Origin of the sequence: Streptomyces parvus (genome assembly GCF_032121415.1) — a bacterium.
Lineage (GTDB): Bacteria > Actinomycetota > Actinomycetes > Streptomycetales > Streptomycetaceae > Streptomyces > Streptomyces globisporus_A.
Genome location: NZ_CP135079.1, coordinates 1,827,898 through 1,841,699, shown reverse-complemented (window position 1 = coordinate 1,841,699; position 13,802 = coordinate 1,827,898). Strand labels below are relative to the sequence as shown.

Sequence of the window (13,802 nt, the reverse complement as noted above, 5' to 3'; positions counted from 1 at the left end):
GGCTCCTCCGTATCGGTACGCCGAGCGGTGACCATGCCCGGAACGCCCGCCGACCCCGGCGGCGCACTGGCGCCGGGCGGCGGCGAGCGGACCGGTGGTACGGCCGTGTCCGCCGCCGGAGCCGTGACCGCCTCCCGAGCGGAGAACCCGCCTGCCGGGAACCCCGCGAACACGGGCGCCTCCCGGCGTCCGGAGGTCGCGAACACCGGCGAGGCGACCGGGGCGCGCACCGAGGTGCCTCGGGAAGCGGCGGAGAGCACCACCGAACCCGCCGCCTCATCGTCCGAGGGGCGGTCCGGCGACGCGGCCGCTGCCGTTCCGGCGTCGTCGGCGTCCGTCCCGACGGCGGAGCTGGCGACCGTCAGCACCGACGGCCCGGCTTCGGGCAGCGCGGTGGCCGCCACCGGAACCGGTGGCGGCGGCGGCGCGAGTTCGCAGGAGGGCGACGAACCGCCCGGCAGCCGGCCCAAGAAGCCGATGCTCGCGGCAGCCGGCATAGTCGGCGCACTCCTGATCGCCGTGCCCTTCCTTCTGGCGGGCCAGGACGATCGCAAGCCCGAGCGCACCCGGACCGAGAACGCGGCGGGCACGGTGCTGGACAGTGAGCGCCCTCCGGTCCCGGAGACGTACACCAGCCAGTCACCGGTGCCCTCCCCCACGCCGAGCAGGAAAGAGGAGAAGAAGGAGAAGAAGGAGAAGAAGCCGGTCGGGCCCGTGATCCACCAGCAGCCGGTCACGCCCTCGCCGACGCCCTCGCCGGAGAAGTCCAAGGTTGTGAAGAAGCCCCAGGTCAAGGCCAAGGTGCTGACGCCGGCCGAGAAGCTCCGCCAGTGGGCCAACGGACGCTCCGGGGTCCAGAACACCGTGATCAAGAACGCGGAGACCGGACAGTGCGTGGACGTCCCGGGCTGGGGCAAGGGCGAGGTCAACAGCCGTATCAACCAGGACCCCTGCACAACCTCGACCACCGACAACCAGCTGTGGAGCCTCGACATCGTGGACAAGGACGGCGGGCCCCAGAACGCGCCCCTCTTCCTGATCCGCAACAGCAAGGGCGGGCTGTGCCTGGACCTGGGCTACTACGGGGCGAGGTCGGCGGGAACGAAGGTCGCCCAGTTCCACTGCAACGCGACCGGCGACAACCAGCTCTGGTGGCTCGACCCTCGCGGGGACGGGACCAACTGGATCCGTAACGCGGTCAGCAACGACCTGTGCCTGCGTCCGACGGGCGGCGCGAGCGCTGGAGACGACACCGTGCTCGAGATCGCCGACTGCGGCTTCGGCGACCGCTGGATCGTCTGAGGGTCCGCCCCGGCGGAGTGGCGCCCCCGTTCCCACGGTGCAGTCCCACGCACCACGGGAACGGGGGCGTTCCGCTGCGGAGTTCCGAAGCGGTGGCCGTGGCGGGCGGTTCAGGACAGCTCGGCGAGAACCGCGTCCGTGAACGGTGTCCAGGCCTCCACCGCCCACGGTCCGAAGGCGCGGTCGGTCAGCGCGACGCAGGCCGCGCCCGCCACCGGGTCGATCCACAGGAACGTACCCGACTGGCCGAAGTGCCCGAAGGTCGCCGGGGACGATGTGTTCCCCGTCCAGTGCGGGGACTTGGAGTCGCGGATCTCGAAGCCGAGACCCCAGTCGTTCGGGCTCTGGTGGCCGTAGCCCGGCAGAACGCCCTTGAGGCCCGGATGCACGACGCTCTGGGCATCGAGGACCGTACGCGGGTCGAGCAGGCGGGGGGCCTGGACCTCGGCGGCGAAGCGGACCAGGTCGGCCACGGTGGAGACGCCGTCGCGGGCCGGGGAGCCGTCGAGGCTCGTGGACGTCATGGCCAGCGGCTCCAGGACCGCCTGGCGCAGGTACTCCGCGAACGGGATGCCGGACGCCTTCGCGATGTGGTCCCCCAGCACCTCGAAGCCCGCGTTGGAGTACAGGCGGCGGTTGCCGGGCGGAGCCGTCACCCGGTGCTCGTCGAAGGCGAGACCGCTGGTGTGGGCGAGCAGGTGGCGCACCGTGGAGCCCTCGGGCCCGGCCGGCTCGTCCAGCTCGACGGCCCCCTCCTCGTACGCCACCAGCGCGGCGTAGGCCGCGAGCGGCTTGGTGACCGAGGCGAGGGGGAAGCGGTGGCCGGCCGGCCCGTGCGTGCCGAGGACCGTGCCGTCCGCCCGCACGACGGCGGCCGCCGCCGTCGTGACCGGCCAGGTGTCGATGATGCGCAGGCTCTCCATGCGTCCGAGCCTAACCGCCGTGCCCGGCGGCCGGTCCCGGGGCCCGGGGCCGGCCGGCCACAGGTGCCGGGAAGTCCCGGGCCACGGGAAGTCCCGGGCCACGGGAAGTCCCGGGCCACGGGAAACCCCGGGCCACGGGAAACCCCGGGCCGCCGCCCAAGACCGGGCGCCGGGGGCGCTCACGCGGCCACCTGGGCGAGCGGGGCCAGGCGGGTCCCCAAGGCCATGATCCGCATCGCCCGCTCCGTGGCGTCCGCCAGGAACTCGCCGCTCCGGCCGATCGCCTCCACCAGCGTCATCGGCGCGGGCAGGATCGCGCTGTACGCGTCCACGCCCACCGCCCGTACGTCCTGCGCGCCCGGCCCGATCGTTCCGGCCAGCACCAGGACCGGTACCCCCGCCGCCCGGGCCCGGCGCGCCACCTCCGCCGGGATCTTGCCGCGTACGGTCTGGTGGTCGAGCGCCCCCTCCGCCGTGATCACGAAGTCGGCGCGGGCCAGGCGGGCGTCCAGGTCGAGGCCGTCGAGGAGGACGTCGTACCGGGGGAGGAGCCGGGCTCCGACGGCGGCCAGGCCGGCTCCCAGGCCGCCCGAGGCGCCCGTGCCGGGGGCCGTCCGCAGGTCGACCGGGGTACCGGTCGGCGGGGCGAACGACGGGGCCAGGTCCCGGGTGAGGACGGCGGCGAGCCGCTCCAGGCCCGCCGAGAGCAGCTCCACCTCCGCCGGGGTCGCCCCCTTCTGCGGGCCGAACACCCGGGCCACGCCGCGCTTTCCGCACAGCACGTTGTACGGGTTGCAGGCCACGAGCAGTTCGGCGCCGGCCAGCCTCGGGTCGAGGCCGGCCGGGTCGATGTGCTCCAGCTCGTGCAACGACCCGCCACCCGGCCTGAGTTCGCGGCCGTGCCGGTCGGTCAGCCGGGCCCCCAGCGCCCGGAGCGCGCCCGCGCCCCCGTCCGACGTACCGGAGTCGCCGCAGCCGACGAGGATGCGCCGGGCCCCCGCGTCCAGGGCCGCCCGGATCAGCTCGCCCACACCGTACGTCGTCGTCGCGCCCGGGTGGCGGCGGTCCGCCGGGACCAGGGCGAGGCCCGCGACGGCCGCCATCTCCACGACGGCGGTGAGCGGGCCGGGCCCGCCCAGCAGCGCGAAGTGCGAGGCGACCGGGTCGCCCACCGGGCCCGTCGCGGTGTACGGCACCAGGCGGCCGCCACTCGCCAGGGCCAGCGCCTCCGCCGTGCCCTCGCCGCCGTCCACGAGGGGGATGAGGTCCAGATCGGCGTCGGGGATCACCCGGCGTACGCCGATGGCGATGGCCTCCGCCACCCGGCCGGCCGACAGGGACTCCTTGAAACCGCTGGGGGCGATGGCGATGCGGTGGGCGGGACGGGTGTGACGGGTCATGGCTGGGTCTCCAGGAGGACGGGCACGCCGAGCAGCGGCCAGACGACGAGGGCGAAGGCGAGGACGAGGGCCGCCGTGAGCGGCGCGAGGAAGGCGGACAGCCGCAGCAGGTCGCGCGGGGTGTACGTCGGGGTGCCGGGCACGTCCGCGAAGAGCGCGACCGGCTTGGCCGAGGACGGCAGGGTGTGGCAGAAACCGGCGGCGGCCGTGGACGCCAGCGCCGCCGTGACCGGGTTGACCCCGGCCCCGACCGCCGCCGCGACCACCAGCGGGACGAGGACGGAGGACCGGGCGGAGCGCGACTGGAGCGCCAGATGGGCGGCCGTGCTGACGACGACCACTCCGGCCAGGAACAGCCACGGGGGCGTGGACGCCCCCAGGGGTATCCACCCCACCAGCCAGTCGGCCGCACCCGAGTCGGAGAGCGCGACGCCCATCGCCATCGTGGCGGCCATGAACAGCAGCAGCGGCCAGGGGACCGTCCGCAGACCGTCCTTGAAGCGGACCGTCCCCAGCGCGGGCGAAGTGGACACCAGCGCGCCGATGAGCGCGACCACGGCGGGCGACACCCCGTGCAACGGCTCGCTGCACCACAGCAGGACGACCGTCGCCAGGAGCAGCAGGCACCGGGACTCCGCCGGGGTGAACGGGCCCTCCACGGCCGTCTCGGAGTGCTCCTGGATCCGGGCCGCCGTGATCGTGACCGGACCCTTCCGGTCGGCGCGCCGGGTCGTCGTCAACAGCACCAGTTCGGCGGCGAGATGGGACGAGACGACGGCCAACGGCAGCCCGAGGACGAGCCATCGGACGAAGCTCAGGTGCTCCCCGGTCTGCTCCCACAGCACCCCGACCGTGATCAGGTGCGCGCCCGCCCCGATCAGCGTCGCGACCGCGGACAGCAGGATGACGGTGGGGAAGAGCAGCGCCAGCATGACGACGAGGCGGGTCCGCTCGCGGAGTGCGGCCGCCAGCGCCAGGAACACCGGGAGGGCGAGCGCCGCCCGCCCCGACGTCGCCGGCACGGCGAACGCGGTGACCACGAGACCGGCCGTGGTCAGGTGCACCAACTGGCGTACGGTCCTGGCCCCGCCGACCAGGAAGACGGCGGCCCGGCCCGCGAGCCCGGTCCGGGTCACGGCGGCCGCCAGGACGAAGGCGCAGATCAGCAGCCACACCGTCTCGTCGCCCAGGGTGGCGAACAGGGTCTCGCTGCTGATCACCCCCGTCACGGTCAGCGCCAGACCCGCGCCGAGCGCGATGTAGGCGTCGTCCACCGGGGTGGCGATCCAGGCGGCCGTGGCCAGGGCGAAGACGGCGAGGGAGAGCCGCCCGTCGGCGCTGAGACCGGGGGCGGCGCCGGGGACGGCGAGGAGAGCGCAGAGCCCGAGGACGGCACAGAGGCCGACGGTCTGCCGGAGAGGAAGAGGCACGCTGTACAGCCTCTGAAGGCGGGGTGAGCGCCCGATGAGCCGCCGGTGAAGGATCTTTCATGCGGCCATGGCCCCCGGGAAGGATTCCGGGGCCGACCGCTACGGCAGCCGGTACCCCATGCCCCGTACCGTCTCCAGCCGTTCCGCTCCCAACTTCCGGCGGAGCGCGCGGACGTACACGTCCACGATGTTGGAGCCGGGGTCGAAGTCGTACCCCCACACATGCGACAGGATCTGTTCGCGCGACAGCACCTGGCCCGGGTGGCGCAGGAACATCTCCAGCAGCACGAACTCGCGCGCCGTCAGATCCACCGTCCGGTCCTCCGCGCGGGCCCGGCGCGTCCGCAGGTCCAGGGCGAGGCTGCCGCTGCGCAACATGGTGACTTCGGGCGTGCGGGCCGCGGTGCGCCGGCGCAGCCGTACCCGGGCGAGCAGCTCCTCGAAGCGGAACGGCTTCGTCATCCAGTCGTCGGCCCCGCCCTCCAGTCCGGCCACCGTGTCGCGGACCGAGTCGCGGGCGGTGAGCACGATCACCGGCAGCGTGACGCGCGCCTCGCGCAACTCCCGCAGCACGGTGAAGCCGTCCCGGCCCGGCAGTCCGATGTCGAGCACCATCAGGTCGAACCCGCCGGTCAGCGCGTGGCCGAGCGCCAGATCGCCGTCCTCGGCGACGACCGTGGTGAAGCCGTTGGCGCGCAGGCCCTTCTGGACGAACGAGGCGATGCGCTCCTCGTCCTCGGCGATCAGGATGCGGTTCATGACTCGGTCTCCAGCATGAGTACGAAGGTGGCTCCGCCGCCCTCGGTCCGGCGGAGTTCGACGCGGCCGTGGTGGCCCTCCGCGATGGCCTTGACGATGGCGAGGCCGAGCCCGGCCCCGCTGGTGCGGGTCCCGCGCCGGGACGTGCCCCGGCGGAACCGCTCGAAGATGACCTCGGCGTCCTCCGGCGGAATGCCGGGCCCGTGGTCGGCGACGTACAGCTCGACGCGGCCCGCCCGGTCCCGACCCGCCTCGACCCGGGAGCCGATCCGGATGCGCTGGCCGGGCACGGTGTGCTGGACGGCGTTCTGCGCGAGCTGGACCATCGCCTGCGTCATCCGCTGCGGGTCCAGGCGCACTTCGCGGTCCGCGACCCCGTCGAGCTCCCACTCCCGCTCGCCGAGGGTCCGCACCTTCACGAACACGTCGGCGGTCAGCTCCGCGAGCTGGACGGGCTCGGGGGTGACGAAGTCGGGGCGCTCGGCCCCCGCGAGCAGCAGCAGGTCCTCCACGATGCGGCTCATCCGGTCCAGCTCGTCCGTGACCAGCCGTACCGTCTCCTCCCGGTCCGCCGGATCGTCGCCCATCAGCTCCAGATGGCCCCGGACGATGGTGATCGGGGTGCGCAGCTCGTGCCCGGCGTCGTCGACGAAGACCCGCTGCGCGGCGAACGCGCGCTCAAGCCGGTCCAGCATCGCGTTGAACGTCTCGGCGAGGGCCGCGATGTCGTCCCGGCCCTCCACGGGGATCCGCCGCGTCAGGTCCTGCTCGGTCAGCTCCGCCGCCGTCGTCCGCACCAGCCGGACGGGCGCGAGGATGCGTCCGGCGACGGCCCAGCCGATCCCGGTCGTCATCAGCAGGGCGACTCCGGACAGGGCGAGCAGCATCCAGAACGTCTTGTCGGCGACGGCCCGTTCGCGCTCCGGGTGGAAGGCGACGACGAACGCCCCGGGCTGCCCGCCCGCCGACGGCCCGATCTCGACCTTCGCCCAGCGCAGTTCGCCCTGCGGGCGCTCCAGCGTGCCGAACGAGTCCTGGGAGGCGCGGATGCGGGTGAGCGCGCCGGTGTCCTGCCACAGGGCGATGTCCCGGGGCAGCTCGCGGCGCTGCCGGATGACGTCCGGCCGGTCGCCGGCCGGGCCGGTCAGCCCCAGCAGCTCCTCGTCCGGATCGGCGTACTGGCGTTGCAGATAGACGCGGAGCAGCCGGTCGGCGGTGTCGAACCGGCCGCCGGTGTCCGGGTCCACCCCCTGCGGCACGAAGTTCGCGAACTCGCCGGTCTCCTGCGTGAGCAGCTGGCTGATGCGGTGGTCCACGTCCCGCTGGAGGATCGAGCGCACGGTGACGGCGACCGCGCCCAGCGCGACCGCCATCACGACCAGCAACCACAGCAGGATCCGGACGCGGGCGGAAATCCTCGGGAAGCCCAGGGGCGACCGGCTATCCGTCATCACCGAAGTCGTCGTCATCGTCGTCGTCGGCCGCGGAGGGGCCCGGGACGACCGAGCTGTCCGGGGTGCGGGCCGGGGTGGAGGAACCGCTCGGCGTCGGGAAGCCGCCCGGGGAGGCGGCACCGTCCGGCGACGCGTCCTGGCCCGGCGACGGTGTGCCGCGCGGGCTCTCCTCCAGCCGGACGGCGGGGGGCACCTTCGGCGCCTCCGATGGGTCGGTCATGGCATAGCTGGTGGCCGCTATGCCCAGCGGCACGGCGACGACGGCTGCCAGGGCCGCCAGACGAGGTGAGAAAGCCATGCGTTCACCCTGACGGTCCCGGGCGGTACGAACATGAAGCCAGGATGAACATTTCTTCATCTCGGACAAACGCGACATGTCCGGGCGGAGGGGGTGCCGGGAAGACAGCGCCGATTCCGCTTGCTTCGAGTGCACTCCAAGGATCTAGCGTGGAGGTCATGACGGAGCACCCCCGCCCCGCGGGCCAGGACAGCTACTCGATCAGCGAGGTCGTCGCCTTCACCGGGCTCACCGCGCACACCTTGCGCTGGTACGAGCGCATCGGGCTCATGCCCCACGTCGACCGCTCGCACACCGGTCAGCGCCGCTTCAGCAACCGCGACCTCGACTGGCTGGCCTTCGTCGGCAAGCTGCGGCTGACCGGGATGCCCGTCGCCGACATGGTGCGGTACGCGGAGCTGCTGCGCCAGGGGGAGGCCACCTTCGAGGCACGGCAGGAGCTGCTGGAGGAGACCCGCCGCGATGTGATCTCGCGGATCGCGGAGCTCCACGACACCCTCGCCGTCCTCGACCACAAGATCGATTTCTATGCGGGCGCCCGCCGGGCGCCGGAGAGGCACAGCGTCTGATGACCGTTGACAAGATCGCCACCGTGGAGCTGGGAGCGGGCGGACCGCACGTCGGCGTGCAGGGCCTCGGCTGCATGGGGATGAGCGAGTTCTACGGCGACACCGACGAACGCGCCGCCCGCGACACCCTCGACGCGGCCCTGGAGGCGGGCGTCACGCTCCTCGACACCGCCGACGCCTACGGGCGCGGGGCCAACGAGGAGTTCCTCGCCCCGTTCGTCGGGGCCCACCGGGACGAGATCACCCTCGCCACCAAGTTCGCCCTCGTCCGCACCGACGACCCCCACTACCGGGGCATCAGCAACGACCCCGCGTACATCCGTACCGCCGTCGAGGCGAGCCTGCGCCGGCTGGACACCGACGTCATCGACCTCTACTACATGCACCGCCGCGACCCGGCCGTCCCGCTCGCCGAATCGATCGGCGCGCTGGCGGAGCTGGTCCGGCAGGGCAAGGTCAAGCAGCTCGGCCTGAGCGAGGTGACCGGCCCCGAACTGCGCGAGGCGCACGCCGTGCACCCGATCGCCGCTCTCCAGTCGGAGTGGTCCCTCTTCAGCCGGGACGTCGAGAAGAGCGCGGTCGGCGCGGCGGCCGAACTGGGCGTCACGCTCGTCCCGTACTCCCCGCTGGGCCGGGGCTTCCTCACCGGGGCCTTCACCGACGCGGGCAAGGATCTGGCCGAGGGCGACTTCCGCAAGCACCAGCCCCGGTTCACCGGCGACAACGCCCGGACGAACGCGGCCCTGCTGGCGCCCGTCCACAAGATCGCCGCCGCGCACGGGGTGACGGCCGCGCAGGTGGCCCTCGCCTGGGTCCAGCAGCGCGCCGAGGTCCACGGCCTGAACGTGGTCCCGATCCCCGGCACCCGTAAGCGCAACCGCCTCCTGGAGAACGTCGCGGCGACCCGGCTGACCCTGACGGCGGACGAACTGGCCGCGCTGGAGCCGATCGCGGGGCGGGTGGCGGGGGACCGCTACCCGGACATGAGCAGTACGTCGGCGGCGCGGGAGGAGTAGCCCGGAGGCGTAAGCGGTGATCGCCCGGTTCATGAAGTTCATGACGGCTGCGCGACGCCTTGGGCACACCGCCGTCCCCTCACGCCAGCCCCAGCGCGAACACCGCGAACCCCGCCGCGAGCAGCCCCGCCAGCGCGCGGCGGGTGTTCGCGGCGCGGGTGTCCGCCCGCCGCGGGGCCTCGAAGCGGCGCGCGTACCGGGCGATCAGCACCAGCAGCCCGGCGAACACCGGCAGCCACGCGGCCCGGGCGAGGATCCAGCCCACCGTGTCCGGTGCCGTCGTCAGCCCCGCCACCGCCGTGCCCCCCGCTCCCGCGAGCGAGGCCGGTACGGCGGCGGCCAGCATCGCGGTCTGGTGCCAGCACAGGATCGTCATCGCGGACAGGTTGATCACCACGACCGGCGCCCAGAGCAGCGGCTTGCGCAGCAGCCGCCCCAGCCGGTCACGCAGCAGGATCGCCGCCCCGCTCTGGGCCGCCGCCAACGCCACCACCAGCAGCGACGGCGGATGCGAGTTCGTCCGGGCCTCGCCCGGCACCCCGACCATGGACGCCGGGTAGTGGAAGACCAGCAGCAGCACGGCGAACAGCACCCCGCCGCCGACCAGCAGCAGCCGGGCCCCGCGCTTGCCGATCCGCCCCTCGCCCCATGACACACCGAGCTGATACGCGAAGAGCCAGCCGGGCAGGACGTTGAGCACGCTCAGCCAGGACGGCATCGCCTCCGCGTACGGCCCGTAGCGCAGGAAGTCCACGACGGCGACGGAGACCAGCAGCGGGAGCGCCGCCCAGCCGTCGAGCTTCCGCGCCAGCGTGACGCAGACCGGCGTGAGGGCCGTGACCACGGTGTACACCCCGACGAACCAGAGCGGCTGGATCACCAGCGTCGACCCCGTACGCAGGGTGTCGCCGGGCACGCCCAGCGCGGAGAGCACCGCGAGCAGCACCGCCCACACGGCACTCACCCCGAGCACCGGCCGGCCGAGGCGGGCCAGCCGGCCGCCCAGCCAGGCGGCCGTCGTCGATGACCGGCGGCGATAGGAGAGGACCGAGGCATACCCGCCGACGAGGAAGAAGATCCCCAGCATCTGGAGCACCCAGCTCGCGGGGGCGAGCGCGCCGAACGTGGCCAGCGGGCTCGCGTTGTGCAGACCGTCCGCGTCCAGCCGGAAGCCGCCGAGCATCCAGTGACCGAGCGGCACGGCGAGCAGTGCCAGGGCGCGCAGGCCGTCGACGGCCCGGTCGCGGTGGGCGGGGGTGGAGGCGTCGACACGGGCGGCGAGCCGCCGCGCGTTCTCCCGTACGGCGTTCATCGGACCGCCCCTTCCAGGACCTGCTCGTCCGCCGGAACCGGTGGGCCTGCCAGTACCTGTGCGTCCGCCGGGATCCGTGCGCCTTCCCGCGTGGCCGTTCCCCGCGCGATGGCGGCGAAGGCCCGCAGCGAATCCGTTCCCGGCGCGAAGTAGCCGGCGTGGCCCCGGGCCTCGTCCGCCGGTACACGGCGGGCGCCGAACACCGGATCGGTCGGGTCCGTGCCGTGGCCGAGACCCGCGAAGCGCACGTTCGGCACGTTGTCGATCCAGTCGGTCGGGTCCTTCGCCGCCCACACCCGCGCCTTCGTCCGCAGCCCCGCGGCATCGTCCGCCCGCATGCCGGGGGAGCCGAGGACCACCAGGTCGGTGGCGGGGAGGCGGTGTGCGGCGATCCCGCAGACGACGGAGCCGTAGCTGTGACAGAACACGGCGGGCTCGGGCAGCCCGTCCGCCGTCAGCCCCTGTGCGAACCGGGTCAGCCGCCCGGCGCCCGCCTCCGCGAGACTGCCGGTGGCCGCGTCGATGCCGACGCCCACCGGCGTGGTGTACCCGACCCACGCGATGACGGCCGTCCCCGGACCGGCCGCCGTGTGCAGGGTCCTGGCCATCCCGGGCGGGGCCCCGTGCGCGGCGACCTTCCGGTCGAAGGTCCCGGCGTCGTTGTCGGACCCGGGCACCACCACGGAGACGCGCTGCGCGGTGCGCAGGTCCCCGAAGACCTCGGCGACCTGGCCGCGTCCGCGCGGGTCGAACGCGAGGATCTGCCGGCCGGGAGCGGCGAGCGAACGGTAGCGGGGAGCGTCCTCGGCGGTCAGGGCAAGGGAGTTGGCGCGGTAGCGCAGTTCCAGCGGCGCCCCGTCGAGGTTCCCGACGACGGACGGATGCCGCACCAGCAGCAGTTGCTGTTCGGCGGTGTCCAACCCGGCGAAGAACCGCGCGACTTCGGCAGGCGTGGCGCGCTCCGGATCAGGCAGCTCTGTGCCCAGTACCGGGTCCTCCCGCCACTGCGCACTGCCCGGCGGCGGCCCGGTCAGCGCCTGCTGCGCACCCCCCGAAACCCAGCCGGTGCTTCCTGCCGCCACGCTGGTGGCCAGTGCGAACGCGACCAGGGTTCTCGCGTATCGGCGCATCGTGCCCTCCCTCTCCGGATCCGCACCGACCGGTGCGACCGGGAGGAAGGTAGGAAGAGGACGGGTGACGCCACGTCACACCGGGGAGCCAACTGCGGGGTGATACCGGGGTAGGGGGTGGATGAGGAATCCCGTACGGCCGGGTGGGAGGAGCCCCGGACGGCTACGCCCCCGCGTCCCCCGGCGTCACCAGCCCCGACTCGTACGCGAAGATGACCGCCTGCGCCCGGTCCCGTAGATCCAGCTTGGCCAGCACCCGCCCGATGTGCGTCTTGACGGTCTGCTCGGCCAGCACGAGCCGCCCCGCGATCTCCTGGTTCGACAGCCCCCGGGCGATCAGCTCCAGCACCTCGCTCTCGCGCGGCGTCAGCCCGTTCAGCCGGAGCGCCTGCCCGGTGCGCGTCGCCCCGGCGGGACGCTGCGCCGCGAAGTCCGCGATCAGCCGCCGGGTCACCGAGGGCGCGAGCAGCGCGTCCCCGGCCGCCACCACCCGTACCGCCGCGATCAGATCGGCGGGCGGCGCGTCCTTCAGCAGGAAGCCGGACGCCCCCGCGCGCAGCGCCTCGTACACGTAGTCGTCCACGTCGAACGTCGTCAGCATCAGGACCTTCGGCCGGTGCACCACCCCCACCGGCGGGTTCAACAGCTCACGGGCGGCGGCCAGCCCGTCCATCTCCGGCATCCGCACGTCCATCAGGACCACGTCGGGATGCTGGTTGCGGCTGACGTCCACGCCCTGGCGGCCGTCCGCCGCCTCGCCCACCACGTCGATGTCGCTCTGCGCCGCCAGCAGCGCCGCGAACCCGGCGCGTACCATGGCCTGGTCGTCGACGATGATCACGCGGATGGTCACAGATCCTCCGAAGCAGGTGGTACGGACGGCGAGTCCGCCGGGGGCAGCGGCATCCGGGCGGCCACCCGGAACCCGCCGTCGGGCAGCGGCCCGGTGTCCAGCGTGCCGCCGGTCAACCGTACGCGCTCGCGCATCCCCACCAGCCCGTGCCCGGTCCCGGCGCTCTCCAGCGGCGAAGCGGGCTTCGGCGCGGGCCCGTTGACCACGAGGACGTTGAGATGGCCGGCAGCGGCCCGGACCGAGACCCGGGTGCGCGCCCCGGGTGCGTGCCGTACCACGTTGGCCAGCGCCTCCTGCACGATCCGGTACGCCGACAGATCCACCGCCGACGGCACCTCGCCCGGATCCGCGGCCAGCGACAGCTCCACCGGCAGCCCGGCCCGTACCGTCGCCTCCACCAGCTGCTGGAGCCGGTCCAGTCCCGGCTGCGGGGCCCGGTCGCCCTCGGTGCCGTCGCTGCGCAGCACCGACAGCAGCCGCCGCATCTCGCCGAGCGACTCCCGCGCCGCCGCCGCGATGGAGGCGAACTCCTCCTGCGCGGGCTCCGAGAGACCGGAGATCCGGTACGGCGCGGAGTCCGCCTGCACAGTGATCACCGACATGTGGTGCGCGACCACGTCGTGCAGCTCACGGGCGATCCGCGTCCGCTCCTCCAGCAGCGTGCGCTGCGCCCGCTCCGCCTCGCTGATCGTCTCCTGCTCGGCCAGCCGCCGGGTCGCCTCGCCCCTCTCCCGTACCGCCGCGCCGATCACCAGGACCACCACGCCGAGGATCGGCAGCAGCAGGGCGCTGCCGGTGGCGCGGTCCGAGGGCGCGATCAGATGCAGGACCGCCCCGGCGGCGGCCGTCACCGCCCACACCGCGACGACGGTCCGCCGGGTCTCGCGCAGGCCGAGGGCCAGCAGCAGGAAGAGGTAGGCGACGAGGGTCGGCGGGGGCCACGGCCAGGTGTCGTGCCGCCCGGGATCGTGGGCCAGCAGCACCAGCGCGCCCACGATGTCGGCCGGGAAGACGATCCACCACGCCTGGAGGGGCCGGTGGGCGAGCATCAGCAACGGGGCCGCCTGGGCCACCCCGAGCGCCCCGGCCAGCGCGCCCGGCACACCGTACTGCGAGGCCAGGACGGTGATGGTGACCGGGATGAAGGTCGCGGCCAGGGCGAGCACCACGACGTACGGCAGCAGCCGCTGCCACCGCCGCGGAGCGTCCGCCAGCAACGGGGTGGACGGATGGGACACGTGGGACAGCCCGTGGGCCAGCTCGCGCAGGTTGCGGCGGGCGGCGCTCAGCAGGCCGTCGGCGGGCGGCGGGGGCCCGGCGGGGGAGGGGGAAGGAGAAGTGGCCATGGCCCGGTCA

Annotated in this window: 13 protein-coding genes; 3 read left to right on the top strand and 10 right to left on the bottom strand. The window is 73.9% G+C overall.

What is annotated here, in order from left to right:
• Positions 1-33 precede the first annotated feature (33 nt).
• Complete coding sequence (locus RNL97_RS09435) at positions 34-1,302, top strand: RICIN domain-containing protein (protein ID WP_030593014.1); 1,269 nt, start codon at positions 34-36, stop codon at positions 1,300-1,302.
• Between the two features lie 110 nt (positions 1,303-1,412).
• Here the strand turns inward: RNL97_RS09435 and RNL97_RS09430 are convergent, their stop codons facing one another.
• The 6 genes from RNL97_RS09430 to RNL97_RS09405 form a co-directional block, all read right to left on the bottom strand.
• Entirely contained in the window at positions 1,413-2,225 is an 813-nt protein-coding gene (locus tag RNL97_RS09430; RefSeq protein ID WP_313750569.1) for a serine hydrolase domain-containing protein, read from the bottom strand.
• Between the two features lie 179 nt (positions 2,226-2,404).
• Positions 2,405-3,625: a glycerate kinase family protein gene (locus RNL97_RS09425; RefSeq protein ID WP_243313958.1), complete on the bottom strand. Its 1,221-nt coding sequence runs from the start codon at positions 3,623-3,625 to the stop codon at positions 2,405-2,407.
• Positions 3,622-5,055: an SLC13 family permease gene (locus RNL97_RS09420; protein WP_030593005.1), complete on the bottom strand. Its 1,434-nt coding sequence runs from the start codon at positions 5,053-5,055 to the stop codon at positions 3,622-3,624. The genes RNL97_RS09425 and RNL97_RS09420 overlap by 4 nt, the downstream gene beginning before the upstream one ends.
• A gap of 99 nt (positions 5,056-5,154) precedes the next feature.
• Positions 5,155-5,814 carry a response regulator transcription factor gene (locus tag RNL97_RS09415; RefSeq protein WP_030593002.1) on the bottom strand — a complete coding sequence of 220 codons (660 nt, stop codon included), beginning with the start codon at positions 5,812-5,814 and terminating at the stop codon, positions 5,155-5,157.
• Complete coding sequence (locus tag RNL97_RS09410; RefSeq protein ID WP_243313956.1) at positions 5,811-7,265, bottom strand: sensor histidine kinase; 1,455 nt, start codon at positions 7,263-7,265, stop codon at positions 5,811-5,813. The genes RNL97_RS09415 and RNL97_RS09410 overlap by 4 nt, the downstream gene beginning before the upstream one ends.
• A complete protein-coding gene (locus RNL97_RS09405; RefSeq protein ID WP_030592997.1) occupies positions 7,255-7,566 on the bottom strand; it encodes a hypothetical protein in 312 nt (103 codons plus the stop codon). The genes RNL97_RS09410 and RNL97_RS09405 overlap by 11 nt, the downstream gene beginning before the upstream one ends.
• Positions 7,567-7,724: 158 nt before the next feature.
• Here RNL97_RS09405 and RNL97_RS09400 point away from each other — a divergent pair, with 158 nt between their 5' ends.
• Together RNL97_RS09400 and RNL97_RS09395 are read left to right on the top strand one after the other, a co-directional pair.
• Entirely contained in the window at positions 7,725-8,135 is a 411-nt protein-coding gene (locus tag RNL97_RS09400; protein WP_243313954.1) for a MerR family transcriptional regulator, read from the top strand.
• Complete coding sequence (locus RNL97_RS09395) at positions 8,135-9,151, top strand: aldo/keto reductase (protein WP_313750568.1); 1,017 nt, start codon at positions 8,135-8,137, stop codon at positions 9,149-9,151. Before RNL97_RS09400 ends, RNL97_RS09395 begins: the two co-directional genes overlap by 1 nt.
• Before the next feature lie 79 nt (positions 9,152-9,230).
• Here the strand turns inward: RNL97_RS09395 and RNL97_RS09390 are convergent, their stop codons facing one another.
• The 4 genes from RNL97_RS09390 to RNL97_RS09375 all read right to left on the bottom strand — a co-directional run bounded on the left by RNL97_RS09390 (position 9,231) and on the right by RNL97_RS09375 (position 13,792).
• Positions 9,231-10,463, bottom strand: coding sequence for an acyltransferase family protein (locus RNL97_RS09390; RefSeq protein ID WP_313750567.1), 1,233 nt, complete (start codon positions 10,461-10,463; stop codon positions 9,231-9,233).
• Positions 10,460-11,593 (bottom strand): alpha/beta hydrolase, encoded by a 1,134-nt coding sequence (locus tag RNL97_RS09385; RefSeq protein WP_313750566.1) that lies wholly within the window; start codon positions 11,591-11,593, stop codon positions 10,460-10,462. The genes RNL97_RS09390 and RNL97_RS09385 overlap by 4 nt, the downstream gene beginning before the upstream one ends.
• Positions 11,594-11,756: 163 nt before the next feature.
• Complete coding sequence (locus tag RNL97_RS09380; RefSeq protein WP_030592982.1) at positions 11,757-12,446, bottom strand: response regulator; 690 nt, start codon at positions 12,444-12,446, stop codon at positions 11,757-11,759.
• Positions 12,443-13,792, bottom strand: coding sequence for a sensor histidine kinase (locus RNL97_RS09375; protein ID WP_243313946.1), 1,350 nt, complete (start codon positions 13,790-13,792; stop codon positions 12,443-12,445). The genes RNL97_RS09380 and RNL97_RS09375 overlap by 4 nt, the downstream gene beginning before the upstream one ends.
• Positions 13,793-13,802: the final 10 nt, after the last annotated feature.